Source organism: Paraburkholderia sp. MM5384-R2 (assembly GCF_014201025.1).
Lineage (GTDB): Bacteria > Pseudomonadota > Gammaproteobacteria > Burkholderiales > Burkholderiaceae > Paraburkholderia > Paraburkholderia tuberum.
This window is the reverse complement of record NZ_JACHDI010000045.1, coordinates 20,027-37,971: the sequence shown is the minus strand read 5'-3', so window position 1 is coordinate 37,971 and position 17,945 is coordinate 20,027. Positions and strand designations below refer to the sequence as shown.

22 protein-coding genes are annotated in these 17,945 nt (G+C 61.1%); 8 read left to right on the top strand and 14 right to left on the bottom strand.

The genetic code is table 11. The annotated features are described in order from the left end of the window. The coding region (locus HDG37_RS36585) for a YncE family protein (protein WP_260335243.1) at positions 1-788 on the top strand (788 nt) is incomplete at its 5' end. A 329-nt stretch (positions 789-1,117) separates the two neighbouring features. Here HDG37_RS36585 and HDG37_RS36580 read toward each other — a convergent pair. Beyond that, positions 1,118-1,612: a PAS domain S-box protein gene (locus HDG37_RS36580; protein ID WP_311541850.1), complete on the bottom strand. Its 495-nt coding sequence runs from the start codon at positions 1,610-1,612 to the stop codon at positions 1,118-1,120. 84 nt (positions 1,613-1,696) lie between these two features. Then, positions 1,697-2,896, bottom strand: coding sequence for an NnrS family protein (locus HDG37_RS36575; protein ID WP_184056181.1), 1,200 nt, complete (start codon positions 2,894-2,896; stop codon positions 1,697-1,699). Positions 2,897-3,123: 227 nt separating this feature from the next. Between HDG37_RS36575 and HDG37_RS36570 the strand changes: the two genes are divergently transcribed. The 6 genes from HDG37_RS36570 to HDG37_RS36545 all read left to right on the top strand — a co-directional run bounded on the left by HDG37_RS36570 (position 3,124) and on the right by HDG37_RS36545 (position 6,802). Further along, on the top strand, positions 3,124-4,260 hold the full coding sequence (locus tag HDG37_RS36570; protein ID WP_184056179.1) for an NAD(P)/FAD-dependent oxidoreductase: 1,137 nt from the start codon (positions 3,124-3,126) through the stop codon (positions 4,258-4,260). A 54-nt stretch (positions 4,261-4,314) separates the two neighbouring features. Next, complete coding sequence (locus tag HDG37_RS36565) at positions 4,315-5,022, top strand: succinate dehydrogenase/fumarate reductase iron-sulfur subunit (RefSeq protein ID WP_184056177.1); 708 nt, start codon at positions 4,315-4,317, stop codon at positions 5,020-5,022. A 123-nt stretch (positions 5,023-5,145) separates the two neighbouring features. Next, positions 5,146-5,352, top strand: coding sequence for a hypothetical protein (locus HDG37_RS36560; RefSeq protein ID WP_260335242.1), 207 nt, complete (start codon positions 5,146-5,148; stop codon positions 5,350-5,352). Between the two features lie 164 nt (positions 5,353-5,516). Beyond that, entirely contained in the window at positions 5,517-5,717 is a 201-nt protein-coding gene (locus HDG37_RS36555; protein WP_184056176.1) for a copper chaperone, read from the top strand. 145 nt (positions 5,718-5,862) lie between these two features. Further along, positions 5,863-6,228 (top strand): carboxymuconolactone decarboxylase family protein, encoded by a 366-nt coding sequence (locus HDG37_RS36550; RefSeq protein ID WP_184056174.1) that lies wholly within the window; start codon positions 5,863-5,865, stop codon positions 6,226-6,228. After that, positions 6,212-6,802 carry a hemerythrin domain-containing protein gene (locus HDG37_RS36545; RefSeq protein WP_184056173.1) on the top strand — a complete coding sequence of 197 codons (591 nt, stop codon included), beginning with the start codon at positions 6,212-6,214 and terminating at the stop codon, positions 6,800-6,802. The genes HDG37_RS36550 and HDG37_RS36545 overlap by 17 nt, the downstream gene beginning before the upstream one ends. A 147-nt stretch (positions 6,803-6,949) precedes the next feature. Here the strand turns inward: HDG37_RS36545 and HDG37_RS36540 are convergent, their stop codons facing one another. Beyond that, the gene (locus HDG37_RS36540) at positions 6,950-7,147 is read right to left on the bottom strand and encodes a hypothetical protein (protein WP_184056171.1); all 198 of its coding nucleotides are present in this window, start codon (positions 7,145-7,147) and stop codon (positions 6,950-6,952) included. 266 nt (positions 7,148-7,413) lie between these two features. Here HDG37_RS36540 and HDG37_RS36535 point away from each other — a divergent pair, with 266 nt between their 5' ends. After that, on the top strand, positions 7,414-7,638 hold the full coding sequence (locus HDG37_RS36535; RefSeq protein WP_184056169.1) for a hypothetical protein: 225 nt from the start codon (positions 7,414-7,416) through the stop codon (positions 7,636-7,638). A 42-nt stretch (positions 7,639-7,680) separates the two neighbouring features. On the opposite strand, the gene hmpA is transcribed toward HDG37_RS36535, so the two are convergent. The 11 genes from hmpA to narH form a co-directional block, all read right to left on the bottom strand. Beyond that, the gene (hmpA, locus tag HDG37_RS36530; RefSeq protein ID WP_184056167.1) at positions 7,681-8,892 is read right to left on the bottom strand and encodes an NO-inducible flavohemoprotein; all 1,212 of its coding nucleotides are present in this window, start codon (positions 8,890-8,892) and stop codon (positions 7,681-7,683) included. A gap of 442 nt (positions 8,893-9,334) precedes the next feature. Next, positions 9,335-9,673 carry a DUF488 domain-containing protein gene (locus tag HDG37_RS36525; protein WP_184056165.1) on the bottom strand — a complete coding sequence of 113 codons (339 nt, stop codon included), beginning with the start codon at positions 9,671-9,673 and terminating at the stop codon, positions 9,335-9,337. A 7-nt stretch (positions 9,674-9,680) separates the two neighbouring features. Next, positions 9,681-10,358 (bottom strand): uracil-DNA glycosylase family protein, encoded by a 678-nt coding sequence (locus tag HDG37_RS36520; protein WP_184056185.1) that lies wholly within the window; start codon positions 10,356-10,358, stop codon positions 9,681-9,683. A 236-nt stretch (positions 10,359-10,594) separates the two neighbouring features. Beyond that, positions 10,595-11,266 carry a response regulator gene (locus HDG37_RS36515; protein WP_184056163.1) on the bottom strand — a complete coding sequence of 224 codons (672 nt, stop codon included), beginning with the start codon at positions 11,264-11,266 and terminating at the stop codon, positions 10,595-10,597. Beyond that, a complete protein-coding gene (locus tag HDG37_RS36510; RefSeq protein WP_184056161.1) occupies positions 11,263-13,137 on the bottom strand; it encodes a type IV pili methyl-accepting chemotaxis transducer N-terminal domain-containing protein in 1,875 nt (624 codons plus the stop codon). Before HDG37_RS36510 ends, HDG37_RS36515 begins: the two co-directional genes overlap by 4 nt. Positions 13,138-13,181: 44 nt before the next feature. Beyond that, complete coding sequence (locus tag HDG37_RS36505; RefSeq protein ID WP_184056159.1) at positions 13,182-13,736, bottom strand: hemerythrin domain-containing protein; 555 nt, start codon at positions 13,734-13,736, stop codon at positions 13,182-13,184. A 2-nt stretch (positions 13,737-13,738) separates the two neighbouring features. Continuing rightward, positions 13,739-14,137 carry a SirB2 family protein gene (locus HDG37_RS36500; protein ID WP_184056157.1) on the bottom strand — a complete coding sequence of 133 codons (399 nt, stop codon included), beginning with the start codon at positions 14,135-14,137 and terminating at the stop codon, positions 13,739-13,741. Positions 14,138-14,170: 33 nt separating this feature from the next. Further along, positions 14,171-14,950: a peptidylprolyl isomerase gene (locus HDG37_RS36495; RefSeq protein ID WP_184056155.1), complete on the bottom strand. Its 780-nt coding sequence runs from the start codon at positions 14,948-14,950 to the stop codon at positions 14,171-14,173. Between the two features lie 18 nt (positions 14,951-14,968). Next, entirely contained in the window at positions 14,969-15,697 is a 729-nt protein-coding gene (gene narI / locus HDG37_RS36490) for a respiratory nitrate reductase subunit gamma (protein ID WP_184056153.1), read from the bottom strand. Beyond that, positions 15,694-16,410 carry a nitrate reductase molybdenum cofactor assembly chaperone gene (gene narJ, locus HDG37_RS36485; RefSeq protein WP_184056151.1) on the bottom strand — a complete coding sequence of 239 codons (717 nt, stop codon included), beginning with the start codon at positions 16,408-16,410 and terminating at the stop codon, positions 15,694-15,696. Before narJ ends, narI begins: the two co-directional genes overlap by 4 nt. A 3-nt stretch (positions 16,411-16,413) precedes the next feature. Further along, complete coding sequence (gene narH, locus HDG37_RS36480) at positions 16,414-17,937, bottom strand: nitrate reductase subunit beta (RefSeq protein WP_184056149.1); 1,524 nt, start codon at positions 17,935-17,937, stop codon at positions 16,414-16,416. Positions 17,938-17,945: the final 8 nt, after the last annotated feature.

The following is a 17,945-nucleotide window of genomic DNA, read 5'->3' as shown; positions in this document are numbered from 1 at the left end:
GGCAAGCGTGGTTCGCGGTGTCTTCGTCTTCTTCATCAGACAGCTCAGAAATTTTGCTGCCCAATTTTAACCCGGCCCCTTACTGCAACAAAACCGAAGCGCATGCTCGGCTGGACTTTCGCGACCCGCACACGATGGCGCTGAAGTCGAGTCTTGACGTGCCGCAGTGCAAGGGTATCAATCACGCGGACTTTTCGATCGATGGCAAGTATGCGCTGTTCACCTGCGAATTCGGCGGCAAACTTGCCAAGATTGATCTCGTGAACCGAAAGGTGGTGGGCTACCTTGAGCTCGAGAAGAAGGGCATGCCGCAGGACATCCGCATCTCGCCGGACGGCAAGGTCTTCTATGTCGCCGACATGATCGCCGACGGCGTTTTCGTGATCGACGGTGACAGCTTCACGAAGATCGGCTTCATCCCGACTGGCATCGGGACACATGGCCTGTATCCGAGCCGGGACGGTACCAAACTGTACATCGCGAATCGCGGCTCCAATCTCGTTCACGGGCCGCGTCATGGTAAAGGCAGTGTGTCGGTGCTCGACTTTGCGACGCGCAAGGTCCTGACGACCTGGCCCATCCTAGGCGGCGGCAGTCCGGACATGGGCAATGTCAGCTCGGACGGCAAGATGTTATGGCTGTCCGGCCGCTTCGACGATGTCGTGTACGCGATCGATACCACGGCCGGCTCTGTCAAATCCATTCCGGTCGGCGCGGAACCGCACGGACTCACTGTCTGGCCGCAACCCGGGCGGTATTCACTGGGCCACACAGGCAACATGCGTTGATGAGTAACCGGCGACGTCGGACGAAGGACATTTCGCAGGCGCGCGAAGAGGCGGGTGGAGGGTTGGCCGGGATTCGTGATTACCTGGTTTTGCCAGGTAATCTGCTTTCCGGGCCAACCCTCTTGTGAGCTCGTGAGGCCGCGAAGAAAGGTGATGGGCATGGTAGACAGTAAAAAGCGACCTGGCGCGACGGTAATGATTTCGTCAGTCAAAGGCCGGCGATCGGCCCCGGACTCGTGGAACTGGAATGCTGATGGTGACAGAACGCAGGCGCACGTGCCGGGGGGTGCCACGAGACGCGCCTTCGCGACGCAGCCAGTCCGGCGCTTTCACGGTGGCGAGACCGTTCCCGCGAGCCGGGCCTTCAGCGCGTGCACCTCTTCAAGGCGCTTTGTGACGTCGCGCATGATGGCGGCCATACCATCAACGTGCCCCTCGGAATCCATCAACGGGACGATCGAAAACTCCACGGAAATGCATGTACCGTCTTTGCGCTTCGCAGGAACAGTCAGAAGATCTCCACGTCCGTACCGGCTCTCGCCGGTTTGCATCACCCGTCGATAGCCGTCCCAATGACGTTGGCGCAGGTGTTCGGGAACAGTAATGTTCAACGAATTCCCGACAGCCTCGCTGATCGTGTATCCGAAAATGCGTTCCGCGCCGTGGTTCCAGAAATGAATCAAGCCTTCCGCATCGGACGCGATGATGGCGTCCGATGTGGTGCTGAGGATGGCCTTGGTGAGTTTGCTGTCGAAAATCATCGTCATCTCCCAATCGCGGCGCCCGCGCCCGGCCAGAAGCAGCCGGCCGATCATCAGATGCATGCCTGTTTGTCGAAGTATAGTCCGCATCGGGCTCGCTCCGGTTTTGAACCGGAGCCTTACTCCGCGCCGCTTTCACTCGAGTACCTAACCGGCCTTGCCATCAATGCGTGGCGCCGTCAGATAAGGGCCATACTTGACCAGATAGAGAAGCAACGCCGCGCACCAGCAGGCCCCTGCTGCGTCAATCCAGACGACGGTCGCGCCGCTGGCGAGCCAGGGCCCGAAGACACGCACCAGCGCAGCAATCATCATCAGCCAGTAGCTTGCTATCTCAGCGCGGCCCGCAACGAGCGCATGCCCGGTATGTCCAAGTGCGGTCCGGGTAATCATTGCGATGATCGCGCACCCGATCGCCCCGACCGTGAGCGCGTGAATTGCAAGAGAATGGGGCACGACGCCCCTGGACGCGAGCGCGAGCATCAGGAAGCCGGCTGGAATCCACGCATAGGCGACATGCAGGATCCAGAGAATCGGCCGGGGGCCAACCCGCCACGAATGCCATCCGGCGAGTCTGATTCCGTGAACCAGGGCCGCACTGCCGGCACACGCGGTGATCAGCTTGGATGGCGCGCCGACCGCGTCCGCCAGGAATGTCAGGAGGACAACGGGCACGACAAGTGCCTCAATGACCTTCCAGCGCCTCACCGAAAAGCCGGGAATGGCGTTCATGGTGAACATCGGCACCACCCGTCCCGCAATCACGGTAACGAACATGATCACGAGTCCGGTTGCGGCATACGCGGCGCGCAACGAAAGGTCGACGCGTCCGTGCCACGCCCACCAATGAAAGAGGGCATTCAGCAATCCGAACAGTCCCAAAGCGACGGGCAGGAAAATGTTGTGACGGTTGCGCGCGGTAATCAGCACGCGCAGCAGCACAAGGGCAACAACTGGCAGGAAAGCAGAATCGACAATCGCGGCGATCGGTTCAGGTCCGGACCAGACCAGCCCGCGGCCAGCCGCCCATAGCAACCACAGACATGCGAGTGACGCGCCCTTCGGCGTTTCCAGCGACGTCCAGGCGCGCACGGCCGTGAGCAGGAAGCCCACGACAATCGCAGCGACAAATCCGAAAATCATTTCGTGCGCGTGCCAGCTCACGCCGGTCATCGCCGGCGAGCGACCGGCGGCAGGATAGCCATGCACGGTGAGCAGCCAGACCAGCATGGCGACAAGTCCGAAACACGCGCCACCAAGATAGAACGGACGGAATCCCAGTCGAAGGAGCGCCAGACCGGAGGCGGCGCTCGGTGGGGTGCTGACGACCGGCTCGCCGATCTTCATCCTGCTTCTCCGAATAAACATATACACCGTATGAATGTTAGAGCGTCCGTCGGCATAAAGATAGCGTTCCCATTCCGGTTGTGATGGCATGCCGTTCCTTGAATGTCATATCATGATATAAAAGTCTGACTGGAATCGCCGGTATTGCCTCCCGCGCGTCGAATAGCCGCAGGAGGGTCGCCCTGGTTCCAGTTCATCTTTGGAGCCGTACCGTGAATGAGAGGTCTGTGTCCGTCGATGCGCTCGCACAAACCGGAGACGCCGAATCGTCTGCCGGCGAAAGCAGGGCCCTGCGCACTGATGTCCTGATCGTCGGCGCTGGTCCCGTCGGGCTTTTCGCCGCATTCGAAGCAGGCGTGATTGGCTTGTCCTGCCATGTAGTCGATGTGCTGCAAGCGGTAGGAGGCCAGTGCATCGAGCTGTACCCGGAAAAGTCCATCTTTGACATTCCGGCGATTCCCGTTTGCACCGCGCGCGAACTCATCGAGCGGCTCTCTGAACAATGCCGTCCGTTCGGCTTTCCGGTGCACCTTGGCCAGCGCGTGAGTAGCCTTACGCATCGCGATGATGACAAACGCTGGACGGTGACGACTGAACAGGGGCTGGTGTTCGACGCGGCGGCGATCCTGTTGTCGGCAGGCAATGGCGCGTTTGTGCCGCAGCGCCTGGCGCTCCCCGAGGCACCGGCGCTCGAGGGCCGGTTGGTCCACTACGCGGTACCCAAGCTCGCGCAGTTTGTCGATACCCGCGTGATTATCGCGGGTGGAGGTGACTCGGCGCTCGACTGGGCGCTCGCGCTTTGCAAGATCGCGAGGCACGTAAGCATCGTGCATCGACGGCAAACGTTCCGTGCCGCCGCCGTCACGGTCGAGCAGGTCAGGCGGGCAGCCACAGATGGCGAAATCGACATCGTGACGGGGACGATTGTTGCTCTCCGCGCGCCTCATGGCGCACTCGAATCCGTCGACGTCAAGCAGATCGACGGCGGCGTGACGTTGCCGGCCGACCATCTCATTGCTCTGTATGGTCTCGTAGCTGACCTCGGCCCGATTGCGGAGTGGGGACTCGACACACGCGGCGGCCGCATTGCGGTCGACACCTCCTGCTATGAGACATCGCGTGCCGGGATTTTCGCCGTTGGCGATGTCGCCACCTACCCGAACAAGCAGAAGTTAATCCTGTCCGGTTTTCATGAGGCGTCCCTCGCACTGCGCAAGGCGTATGCATACGCCTTCCCTGATCAGAAGCGCGTTCACATTCATTCGAGCTACGACCAGAAATTGTCCGCGCGGATCCTTGGCGACTCAGCGTCATCGGCAGGTGTGACTGGTGACAAGCCCGTGACGCCGCGGCACTTGGAATAGTCACAACGAGCGGCGAGATTTTGCGCGGTACAACGATGCTGACGGAGGTACGCCATGAGAGATACGAAAATATTCGAGGTGTTTCGCTACGATCCCGAGCGGGACCCCGCGCCGCACATGCAGACCTTCGAGATCGAGTCGACGCCGGACGACAGGATGCTGCTCGATGTGCTGGTCCGTCTCAAGGCGCAGGACGAGACATTCGGCTTCCGGCGTTCCTACCGGGAGGGCGTGTGTGGCTCCGATGCGATGAATATCAACGGCAAGAATGGCCTCGCGTGCATAACCAATCTCAACGAACTCCCGCGCCGCACCGTTTTGCGGCCACTGCCCGGAATGCCGGTGATCCGCGATCTGATTGTCGACCTGACAGCGTTTTTCAGGCAGTACCATTCGATCATGCCGTATCTGATCAACGATACGCCGCCGCCGGAACGGGAGCGGCTGCAATCGCCGCAGGAACGCGACGAGCTCGACGGTCTCTACGAGTGCATCCTCTGCGCGTGCTGCTCGAGCGCCTGTCCCTCGTACTGGTGGAATCCGGACAAATATGTCGGCCCGGCCGGGCTCCTTCAAGCGTATCGTTTTCTTGTCGATTCACGCGATGAGGGCTCCGGCGCGCGGCTTGATAATCTTGAAGATCCGTACCGGCTGTTCCGGTGCCGGACAATTCTGAATTGCACAGACGTATGTCCAAAGGGACTCAATCCGGCGAAGGCGATCGGGGAGATCCGAACGATGCTGGCACGCCGGATCATCTGAGGACACGGACCGACAAGGAGATTTATAGTGGCGACACGTCGCATGGCGTTGTGAGAACTGGTTTCGGGACGGTCGGCGGCCACCGCACCAGACCATCCGCCGCGGCACTGCATTGTGGGAGCAATGATGAACGAGCATGCGCGCATTGAATTTCTCGTCGCCCGCGATGGTGTGCCGCAAACTATCGTGTGGGTTCGCCGCACGATGTGTCTGTATCGTCGAGCGGTTCTCATGAAAGGCAATTATGCGAACTCCCATCCCTATCGACGGCGCTTCATCCTCGCCTACTGTGAATTCAAGCAGTGGCTGTACAGAGAGTCGCAGTCCTGACCGGTGCACGGTGTGCGCAGTCACGAGCGCCGCTGTAACTCCGCGGTGGAAGGTGCTGCGACGACATGGCATGCGACGAGGCGGGTTACTCTGGAAAATATATCGAAGGCACCGCCCTTGAGGGCGACACGGCACCAATACTGCGGCGTTGAAAGGAGCGCAAAATGGAGTTCAATGTGAAGGTCATGCGTGGAAACGATGACGTGCAGGTCATTACCCGGGGTATTCACACGGTCGATCCGGACGCTAAAGTCGATATCGACATCGATGCCAGGACAGTTAAGGTCGACTCATGGCTGCTGGCGGAAGAATTCCTGGTCGCCTTCAACGAGGATGGATATGAGGTACGGATCACGAAAGGGTAGCGCACAACCCAGCTGATGCAATCGCGAGGACCTGTCGGATGGACCCGCCCGTCATCGGCCTATTCGACGCGCTATTGGCTGCTTTGCACGATCGTTTTGCCGCGGCTAGACACGGCTTACATGCACTTTTTCTGAGAGGTGAATCATGGTCGAAGTAATGTACCCGCCGTCAAGTGCCGAAATCGCAGGTAGGCGACGGGAACTCGCGCCGGAGCCACTCGCTGCCTTCCGGGCGTTTAGCGAAAGCGTATTCGCCGATGGCGCACTGCCCGCAAAGACGAAACAGCTGATCGCCGTGGCCGTCGCGCACGTCACCCAGTGCCCTTATTGCATCCGGGGACACACGGCGGCCGCGCTGAAAAGCGGAGCAACCGGGCAGGAGATCATGGAGGCAATCTGGGTTGCGGCCGAAATGCGTGCGGGGGCTGCATACGCGCATTCGGCACTGGCGCTGGACACGATGAATCGGCAAGAGAAGCTCAGCGAGACGCATCATGCCGACGATCATTGAGACCCTGAAAGCGGAACATGCGAGGCTGGGACGCCTCGTACAACTGCTCTACGTACAGCCGGCGTTCAACACCGCTCCGGGCGCACCGGACATCGCGCTACTGGTAGACACGCTCTACTATCTGACGCGCTTTCCCGACGTGAATCACCATGCACTGGAGGATCGTATCGTTGAAAAGTTGCTGGAGAAAAAATCGTTGCCGGCCGGGTTTGGCCACGAAATAGAAGCCCAACATGCGACGTTGATTCGTCAGGGCCACGAACTTCTGCAAGACCTGGAGTCAGCGGTTCGCGAAGAGAACATGTCGCAGGAACTCGTCGAGATCCATGTTCGTCTCTACGCCGAGCGGCTGAGACACAACATGGCCGTCGAAGAGTTGACACTGTTTCCTGCCGCAGTGCGTCACCTTGACGATGATGATTGGGCGGCGATCAGACAGCTGCGTATGCATGGACAACCGGATCCTTTGTTCCAGACTCCGGTGGACGACAGATTCGCGCAGCTCCATCGGGTTATTGCAGCAGAGGCGGATTGTGATTGCGCCGATCGGAACACGCTTCGATCCGACCGATGATTCGTCACAGGGCGACGCGCAATCTCCCCGGATAGGTTCATTGCCACCGTGGTCAACGGAAAATAGGAGCGGAACAAGTCTTGCTGGACAAGACGCCTCAGGCTGCCGGTGCACGTGAAACACCGACTATCGAGCGGACCTTCCGGTTCATTTAAAGGGATGTTGCTTCATGCCCTCCTTCTCTCGGCCGAGGGGTCGCCCGCCCGCGACCGGCCCCCTCAGCGGGCTAACGGCGGGAGGATCGCTTGCCGGAAAGCTCTCCTCGCCCGCTTCATCAATCAAATCTTCGATATGCTTAGAGCGCCGCGATGCGGCAGATTCGGTATTGTCGTCGGGGAAATTCATCTGGGATCTCCTTAAAGCAGCATGCTCGGGGACATGTGAGAGAAGCAACTTTCCCTGCAGAGGATGTCCATCCACTGATGACATCGTACGCCATTACGTGCCCCTGCATCTTATGACGTACGAACCATATCGAAGCATGATCCCCGTCCGCCGATTTGCGTGGGGCGTCGGGCATTATCGACACCGCTTATCAGCGATGTTTGGGCTCAGTTCGGTACATCGTCAGCGATCGTGTTTATCTGCACCGTCGGCGGAAGCAGCCGCATGTGATCCGCAAGCTGTTTCAGGAACGCATGTTCGCTGCGCGGCTTGATCGAGATCGCACTATTTGCGCAGCAGCCAGCAATGGCTGGCCCATACCCTTGATCTCTTGCATCGCATTGCGGAGAAAGCGTCGAATCACGGGGGCCGGCATCGCTCAGCTTTCATTCTGCTCCTCGCTCTATGACTGCTCGACAGACAATCAGATCGCCATCGCCATCGGCTTTTGACCACCGATCAGTCATGTTCCCAGGCTGAAGACCGCTATTTCTCTATTCAGCGAACAGATCTGGACCAAATACTTCGTAGTGGATCCGCGGTTCACCGATGCCGAGATTTTTCAGAGCATCGTGCTGTATGCGCATGAATGGGATCGGACCGCAGATGTAGTAATCGGCATCGGGCAAAAGAATCGAATCCTTGAGTAGATTGACATCTACGAAGCCGGTCCTGTCGTAGTCTCTGCCTTGGACATCCGTGGCCAATGGCTCGTCGTAAAATACGACCACATGGAAATTGGCATGTGTTGCGGCGGTTTCGCGCAGCCGGTCACGCATCGCGTGGACGCCGCTGTTGCGGGCCCCGTGTATAAACACCACCCGTCTCTGTGGGTCCTGTATGGCGCGCTTGAGCATGCTGATCATTGGCGTTAGTCCGACGCCGCCGCTGATCAGCACGATAGGTGTTCCCGCGTTAACGTCAATGTGGAAGTTACCATAAGGTGCAGCCAGCCTGATCTCGTCGCCTACATTGACGTGATCGTGCAACAGGCAGGAAACGTAGCCCGGTGGCTCTGTGCTGCTGCTCTCGCGTTTTACGGAGATGCGATAGCTTCGACCGTTCGGCATGTCCGACAGACTGTACTGACGGATCTGTTGCAGACCGAGCGCCGGCACATTCACGGCGATGCTGATGTATTGCCCAGGTTCGAAATTTACCACGGGCGCACCATCGACCGGTTCGAGAACGAACGACGTGATGACGCTGCTTTCGGGCCGCTTCTCGCGCACGATGAAGGGGCGCCATCCGGTCCAGCCGCCCAGCCGTTGTTCGGAGCGCTCGCGCAGTTCACTTTCCATTCCCATCAGGATGTCAGCCAGATTTCCGTAGGCCTGTGCCCAGGCGGAAATGATGTCGTCTGTCGCTGCTGGCCCAAGCACATCCCTGATCGCGCCCAGCAGATGCTCGCCGACTATCGGATAGTGTTCTGGTCGCACATCGAGACTTGCATGTTTGTTGGCAATGTTTTTCAGCACGGCCGTCAGGCTTCCCGGATCTTCGATGTTTTCCGCGTAGGCGTACACGGCACGCGCGAGCGCCTGCTGTTGTTGCCCCTGTTCCTGATGCGCCATATTGAACACGTTCTTCAACTCAGGATGGGCTTCGAACAGACGTCGATAAAAGCGCTGGATGATCGGATATCCGTGCTCGGCCAGCACGGGCGCCGTAGCCTTTACGATGTCCTTGGTTTTCTGCGTTAGCATTACCTTGCTCCTTCATTTCCGTGGAGTGATACCCAGTTAATCAAAGTCTATACAACCCTGTGTGCGATGTCAGGTGGCCCGTGGGAGCATCGGATTGCCCTCCAGAGCGGCAAACCCTTGTGACTGTGCGCACGCGCCGTTTGCCGATGTCGCTTTCAACTTCCCACGCGGAGGGCTTCGCGTCATGTGCTTCGATCGTTGGCGCCTGGTGCACCGCCTGTCCGGCTGGCAAATTCCATGGGCGAAACGGTGACGTTGACTGAGGGCGGTTCGCTGCATCGCGCCGGGGGCATCATCGGCGCAGGCAGACCCAACTTGCCAGGGCGACGCCGCCAGCGCCGAACTCGTGAACTGCAACGTTCGGACTCCTCAAACCGTGCGCCACCAATCAGGGATCTCGTCCTTTCGACATGTGTAACAGGACGTCTCGCAGCACCAGGGCCTAGTTGTGCTCCTCATCCTTGGCCCCGTACACCAGTGTGATCGACCGGTCACCCGAATCGCTCAAAAGCTGTCGCATTCGCTTCTGCATCTCCTCGCCATCAAGCTCGGTTCGGTAGCGTTGCTGGAATTCCGACCATCTTTTGGGATCGTGTCCAAACCATTTGCGCAACTCTGCGCTTGGCGCAAGGTCGCGCGCCCACTGGTCAAGTTCAAGCGTCGCCTTACTGCGTCCGCGCGGCCAGACCCGATCGACAAGAACCCGATAACCGAGAGGTGCCGGGTCATCATAGGCTCGCTGAATGAGAATCTTCCGGGGGGTTTGGTTCGCATGCGGCATTGTCATCTCAGTTCAGAGGCAATTCCAATGCGGGTTGCCCGGGTTTTCCAGCTTCGCGAGCTGCGACCCAGTCGACTCTCTCGCGCAGCATTGGAAGCACCTCGCTTTCGAACCATGCGTGGCGTTGAAACCACGCCTGATTGCGCGGTGATGGATGTGACAATGGAATGCAGGTCGGCGAATATTCTGCCCACGCCCGGACCGTATCCGTCAGGGTCGTTTTGCGGCGGCTGCCGAGAAAATGACGCTGTGCATACTGCCCGATCAGGAGGGTCACTTCGATCCTGTCGAGCTTTCCCAGCAGGCTGTCCAGCCACAATTGCGCGCACTCGCGGCGCGGTGGTCTGTCGCCTCCGTTGCCGCGCCCGGGATAGCAGAATCCCATCGGAACGATTGCGAACTGTGACTCATCGTGAAATGTGTTCAGATCAACGCCGAGCCACGTTCGCAGGCGCTCGCCGCTCGCGTCGTCCCATGGAATGCCTGAGGCGTGGACGCGCGCGCCTGGCGCCTGGCCGACAATGAGAATGCGGGCGCCATCCGCGGCACGCAAGACGGGGCGTGGGCCAAGCGGCAGATGTTGCGCGCATACGCGACACGCACGCACGTCGGCAAGAAGCGCGGCGAGAGTGCAATGCGACAGGCTGCTCACTTTACTGGCGATTCCTTTTGATGTTGACGTCATCCTGCGCCATGACTGGCAGGAGATCGGCGAAGCTGTCTCATGATAACGCCGTAGTGAAATGCCCATGCACCGCGACCAGGGCTTGAACATGGAGCGGGGTCGCACCGCGTTACGCCGGCAGATACTGGCCGGTTTGAGTATCAAACATCTCACCCACCACCGGCGAGTAGTAGTGCCCGGTTCGCGCGCTCCATACGCCCCGCCGCCGGTATAAAACTCCCCGGTTTGCGCGTTGATCACCCCACGCGAGCGACGGCGTAGGCCGCTGCCTGCACGCGCGAGCTGAGCTTTAACTTCCTCAGGATGTGCTGCACATGGATTTTTACCGTCGCTTCGGCAATGTTCAGCGCTCGTGCTATTTCCTTGTTGGTTCTGCCCTGCGTGATATGTTCCAGAATCTCGTCCTCGCGGGCAGACAGCCTATGAATCGGATCCCGATCGGGGAGAACTTCGTCCGCTTTTGCGCCGCTTTGCAGTGACTGAAACGCGGTCACCAGCTTGCCGGTCATCTCGGGGCTGATCACCGGTTCGCCTGCCATCGTTCTCACAATTGCGGCCGCCATCCCGTCGCTGTCGACCGTCTTGAGCAAATAGCCGCGTGCGCCGCCGCGCAGCGCTGCAGCCAGATCGCTCTCGTCCTCACTGATAGTAAGCATCAGCACCTGAGCCCGCGGCGCCGCTTCATTTAAGCCGGCGAGTGCGTCCACGCCATTCACGCCCGGCAGATGATTGTCCAGGAGAATGATGTCGGGCTGCGTTTCGGCAGCGCGGCGATACGCTTCACCGGCATCACCGGCCTCGGCAACTACGACGAATCGCGAATCGACCGTCAGCAGCGCAATCACGCCACGCCGGAAAAGGGTGTGGTCGTCGACCACGAGAATGCGAATCTGTTTCTGTTCGGTCATGCTGCCAGTCTCCTGCGTTCGGGTAGCGTCAGCACAATGCAGGTGCCCGAGCCCGGCACCGAGGCGATTTCGACTTCAGCGCCGATCCGATCGGCCCTTTCGTGCATGATGCGCAAACCGACATGGGTTTCGTTCTGCGCGGTGGCCTCCTTCGCGAAGCCGCAGCCGTCGTCCCGGACTTCCACGCGCCACTGCGGCGCCTGCTGGACGTCTACCCATACTTCGCGTGCGTGCGCGTGCTTGCGGACGTTGGAAAGCGCTTCCTGTACGACATGCAGAACCTGCACCTGCACGTCGGCGGGCAATGGGACGCCGTTACCTTCGATTGACAGATGGGTGGTCAGGCCCGTCTGGTGTTCGAACTTCTGCAGGGTGGTCTGCAGCGCGGGAGCAATGTCTTCGGCGTTGGTGCGCGTGCGGAAGTGCATCAGCAATTCGCGCACGTCGGACAGGCTTTCGTGAATGCCGGCCTCGAGTTCACCGATGGTGCGTTCCGTGCGCGGTACGTCGGCGTCCTTGAGCGCGCCGCGCAACAGGCCGGTCTGGATTTTCATGAACGCGAGGCTTTGCGCGATGGAGTCGTGCATTTCCCGCGCGAGCAGGCTTCGCTCCGCGGCGACGGCGGCTTCTCGTTCGAGCGCGCCGGCCCTGATTCCTTCGATCGCGACAGCGAGATGGCTCGCCATCGTCCCCAGCAACGTGCGGTCTTCCCCGGTGAGGGTGGTGGGGGCTCGGTAGAACAGATCCATCTCGCCGATCATCCGGTCCTGCAGTTGCACGGGAACGCTGATGACGGTTGTGAAGCCCGCTTGTCCGCAGTCGCGCAGCAGTCCCTCACCGTCCAGCCGGATCGGGATCACGCGCGTATCCGCCTGGGCCATCGGCTGGCCGCAATGGCAACCGCCCGTCGGAATGCACTGTTCGCGGTCGATTACGTTGCGGGGCAGGCCGTCCGACGCCACCAGCAGATACCGCAAGTTCGCTTCGTCGGACCAACGAATGGCCGATGCGTCCGAATTCGCGACGCGTCTAACCTGCTTTGCAAAACCATCGGCCAGTTCGTCCAGCGTCGAGGCGTGAGCCGCAAACGCGCTCGCTTCGTACAGCGCTGTCAAGCGGGCATGCTGTACGGCGAGCCGCAAGGTCTTCTCCTCGACCTTGACTTCGAGATTTTGATAAAGCTCCTGCAATGTTTCCGTCATTCGGTTGAAACCTTCTGAGAGGACGCCGAACTCGTCGCTCGATTCGACCGCGAGCCGCATCGACAGATCGCCTTCACGCACGCGCGCGAGGCCGGACCCGAGCCGCTCCAATGGATTGAAGACGAACAGATACGCCGAATAGAGTAACGTTACCGCACTGGCGATGGTCAGGCCGACCATGAGAACCTGCAGCGCGTTCAGGATGGTGGTCAGATAGGCGAGGCGCACTTCGATCGCCGAGACGAGGACGTCGATGTGTTCGACGAAGGCCTCGGCCTGTTTCGCTGCCAGCAACGGGTCAGGCGCGGGCGAGGCGGTCCACGCCGCGCGTACTGTGTACCAGGTGCGCTGTACGTCCGCGAAGGCTGCCGTGGAGCCCGCATCGCGTGGCATGAGCAATGGCCGCGACGGATCGCCGTCGCGCAATAGGGCGACGCTTTGCTCGAACTGGTCGACCTGGGTCTTCGCCAACACCGCGTCGCCACGCGCAAGCGTCTGCGCGAGCCGCCACGTCTGCATGCGCATGCGTCCGGCTTCGTTGACGGCGGCCGCGCCGCCCTCGAGTTGCCAGCTTGCCCAGAGCGTGTAGCCAATGGAGGCGAATGCCACCAGCAGCAGCGTGCCGCCGATGATGCCGAGCTTGGCGGCCAGTGTCCGGAATCTGCTCATGTTGGTTCGTGGATCGCTCCAGACGGTTAAAGCGGACGCTTTGCCTACGGTCGTGGCCAGGGCACGCTTCTGCGCCGCGCCATTTCATAGCCCATTCCGGCGCGGGCGGTGTCGTCGGACAACTGCCGTGCGGCCGGATACACCTGCGTTTCTTCGGTCGCCATGTGATCGCGGTACAGCGCCGCAAAGGTAGCCCAGCGTGCGAAAGCTTCAGTCGACATATTTACCGGCCATCGGCCCTGAACCAACTGATCCAGATCAAGCCGAAGCGTTTTCCACTGTTCCGACATGGCGAGATGTTCGCGCTGCAGTTTTTCGATGATTGCAACCTCGGCGGGCAAGCCTTGCGAGATCAGGGCCGGGAACAGGTGCCTTTCCTCGTCTTCGTGATGGGCGGGGCCGGCTACGTCGAAATACCGCGTGATGTCGCGCGCGGCCTGAGCCGCGTCGGCATCCGCGCCGCATTCGTCGAGGTGCCGTGCCAGCCCTTCGAGCAGCATCGACATTCGCCCGACTCTTTCGTGGCACGCGGTGAGCATGTCGAAAGGTTCGTCGAATCCGGCGCCGCGCGATGCGCGGAGAACGAGAAAGGAGGTCATGATTAGCGTCCCAGCAAACCGAGGGGGTTGTGCGTGACAGCAATCGACGCGATCAAAAGGTACACGCTGATGGCACATCCGTAGAAGGCGCCCCGCGCGACCAGCGTGCGTCCTCGCTTCATGGCCAGCGAACCGACCGCGATGTACAGCATGAGCAGCAGGAGCTTCGCGCCGAGCCACACGTCGCGCGTTGGGTTCAGGCGCAGCATGAGCCACAGCGTGACGCCAGCGGCCAGCAACAGCGAGTCGATGACATAGCTGAGGACTCGCCAGTGCGTGCGCATCAGCCAGACCCGGTCCGTCAGCACGGCCGCGCCGCGCACGGCGAAAAGGGCGCCGCTGCAGCTCACCAGCGAGACATGGCTGAATTTCAGCGCCGGATAGAAGTCGATCAATGGCATGCCGGTCCTCCAGCGATATGAACAGCAGCACGACTACTGGACGAGTGGCGTGGCCGCGGCATCGAGTTGCACTCCTGCAATATCGGCCCGGCCCGCGAGCAGACTGACGTACTGACGCAGCGCAGTGGCGAAGGCCTGCTGGCGCAGCGCCTGCGCGACCGCCTCGCTTACCGCCTCGAAGCCCGGCACGGTGCCGGCATCACGCTCCATGACCTCGACCACGTGAAGGCCGAAGCGGCTGTGCACGAGTTGCGGCAGTACGCCGATGTCCGGCCGCCCGAATAGTTCCTTGGCGAACTCGGGCGCGCATTCGTCGGTGCGCAACCATCCCAGGTCTCCGCCGTCGCCGCCGCTCGGACAGTTCGACAGATCCCGCGCCACACGGGCGAAGCGGTCGCCCGCTCCCGGGTCTTCGCATCGAAGATCCAGCAGGCACGCCTCGGCGCGCTTGCGAAGCGCGTCGATATCCGCGCCGGGCGTGACGGCGAACAGCACGTGACGTGCACGCACCCGCTCGCCGACAGCATAGCGGTTTCGATGCGCGGCATGATATCGGCGGCAGGCGTCTTCCGTTGGTTCAGGTAGCTGCAACGCGCGCTCCAGCAATGCGTCGATCGCGTCGGAGGCGACGACGCTGATGGCGCCGCCGGTGGGTACCGGGTCGTCCGCGTCGAGCAGGCCTTCTTCGATGGCCGACTGACGCAGCAGTTCGATGCACGCGCGCTGGCGTAGCGCTTCGCTGGACAGCATCTCGCCGCCCGTGTGCAGCGCAGTACCGTTCACGGTTGCGACGGTGGACAGAGTGTCTTGCATGTTCGATGCTCCTGCGCGTCAGATCTTGCGACGCGGCTGTTGATGACCGGCCGGCACGTTCAGGCGTCGCGAGCGCACCAGCTGATAAGGGCGGAACAGATACGCGATCGATGCGAACCCGCTCCAGACGTGGACCAGCCGGCTGAACGGGAACAGCAGGAAGACCGTCATGCCGAGCACGATATGCACCTTGAACGGCCATTCGACCGCGAGGAGGCCGCTGGCGTCGGGCCGGAACGTCGCGATGCGTTGCGCCCAGTCGGCGAGCCTCAACATCGTATGCGCATCGGCCCGGTCGGCGAACGAATAAGGCAGGGTGAGCAGGCCGAGGCAGAGCTGGACCCAGAGAATCGCGAGGATCGCCAGATCGGTGCGGTGACTCGTGAGACGGATGCGCGGATCGAAGATGCGCCGGTGAAGCAGCAAGGTCAGACCGACGAAGCAGACGAGGCCGGCTGCTCCGCCCGAGATGATGGCCAGCAGTTGCTTGTGCTGCGCGCTGATGAACGGTTCATAGATGAAATGCGGTGTCAGCAGGCCCACCGTGTGGCCGAACAGCAGGAACAGGATGCCGACATGGAACAGGTTGCTGCCCCAGCGCAATTGTCCCATGCGCAGAAGTTGTGACGAGTCGCTCTTCCACGTGTACTGGTCGCGGTCGAAACGCGCGAGGCTGCCCATCAGGAACACGGCAAGGCAGACGTACGGGTAGACGCTGAAGAAGAAGGTGTGCGCGGCGATGTTCATGTGGACGCTCCATGCGCGGATTGACCGGGTTGCGGCTGCTGTGTCGTTCTGACGATACGCACTGGCTGTGGTTCGCCGGGACTGCGTTGCCCGTCGGATGAACAGCCGCCGAAGGCAGCGGGCTCGCTCCAGGTCTCGTCGAGTCCGGGCTCGGAGGGGACGTCCACGAGCTTCGTCGGTTCGCCGGCGAGGTCGAGCAGCGCCACCAGCACGCCGGCGTAGGTGCTCTGCCGCCTCGACAAGGCACTGAAGACGTTGCGCAGGATGTGCGCGATTTCCCGCAAAAAGTCGGCGGCCGACCCGGCCGGCTGCGTCGACGCATACTCCAGCACCACGGTCAGATGGTCGGGCAGTTCGCCGGATGCCAGGTGGAGACCCGCTTCCTCATAGGTCTTGATCAGATCGATCATCGCCGGGCCGCGATCGCGCGAATCGCCGTGTACGTGCTCGAACAGGTGCAGTGCGGTGCCGCGCCCCCGGTCGAAGAGATCCACGTACGCCGCCTCCGCGTCGAGTCCAGCGGCGTCGAGAAGCTGATCGAACAACGCATCGAGTTCGGCGAGCCGCGCTTCGCCCAGCGTGCGCTGCGCGTGCAAGGCCGCGCGCATGTCGGGCAGTTGTGCACGCAGCGCCGCGTCCGGATAGTCGAGCAGATGCGCAAGCACGCGTAACGTCGTGGCGAGAGGGGAAGGATGAAGGGCTTGGGTAGACATCGTTCAGACCTCGACCTTGATGGGAATCGTGCGCTTCTTTTCGCTGCCGAACAGGCTCGTTTCCGTCACGCCCTCGGAGCAGCCGTTGCCGAAGCTGAACCCGCAACCGCCGCGCACGTTGAAGGCGTTCTCCGCATACTCGCGGTGGGTGGTCGGAATCACGAAACGGTCTTCGTAGTTGGCGATCGCCATCACGCGATACATGTCCTCTACTTCCGCGGTGCTCAGCCCGACCTGTTGCAGGGCGCCGTGGTTTTCCCAGCCGTCCACCTGCTTGCCGCGCTGATAGGTCCGCATCGCAAGCATCCGTTCGAGTGCACGCACAACCGGTTTCGTATCGCCCGCGGTGAGCAGGTTGGCGAGATATTTGACCGGAATGCGCAACTGGTTCACGTCCGGGATTTCGCCGTTTGCGCTGATATGGCCTGCGTTCGCGGCCGCGCTGATCGGCGAGAGCGGCGGGACATACCAGACCATCGGCAGCGTGCGATATTCCGGATGCAGCGGCAACGCGACCTTCCAGTCCACCGCCATCTTGTAGACCGGGCTCGTGCGCGCGGCGTCGAGCCAGTTCTCCGGTATGCCGTCCCTGCGGGCCTGTTCGATCACCTGCGGATCGTGCGGGTCGAGAAAGATGCCGAGCTGCGCCTCATACAGGTCCTTGTCATGCTCGACGCTCGCGGCCTGTTCGATGCGATCCGCGTCGTACAGCAGCACGCCGAGATAGCGGATGCGTCCGACGCAGGTTTCCGAGCACACCGTCGGCTGTCCGGCTTCGATGCGCGGATAGCAGAAGATGCATTTCTCCGCCTTGCCGCTCTTCCAGTTGTAATAGATCTTCTTGTACGGGCAGCCGCTCACGCACATCCGCCAGCCGCGGCACTTGTCCTGATCGATCAGCACGATGCCGTCTTCCTCGCGCTTGTAGATCGAGCCGGAGGGGCACGACGCGACGCATGCCGGGTTCAGGCAGTGCTCGCACAGGCGCGGCAGATACATCATGAAGGTGTTTTCGAACTGGCCGTAGATGTCCTTCTGGATGTCGTCGAAGTTGCGGTCCTTGCTGCGCTTGCTGAACTCGCCGCCGAGGATTTCTTCCCAGTTCGGACCCCAGACGATCTTTTCCATCCGCTGGCCGGTGATCAGGCTGCGCGGCCTGGCCGTCGGGGCGGCTTTCATTTCCGGCGCGCTCTGCAGGTGGTCGTAGTCGAATGTGAAGGGCTCGTAATAGTCGTCGATCTGCGGCAGGTTCGGGTTCGCGAAGATGCGCATCAGCAGCTTCCACCTGGCGCCCTGGCGCGGCGCGATCGAGCCGTCGGCATGGCGCACCCAGCCGCCGTTCCATTTATCCTGGTTTTCCCACTCCTTCGGGTAACCGATGCCGGGCTTCGTTTCGACGTTGTTGAACCAGGCGTATTCGACGCCCGGCCGGCTCGTCCATACGTTCTTGCACGTGACGCTGCAGGTGTGACAGCCGATGCATTTGTCGAGGTTCAGCACCATGCCGATCTGTGCGCGTATTTTCATGATTTGGC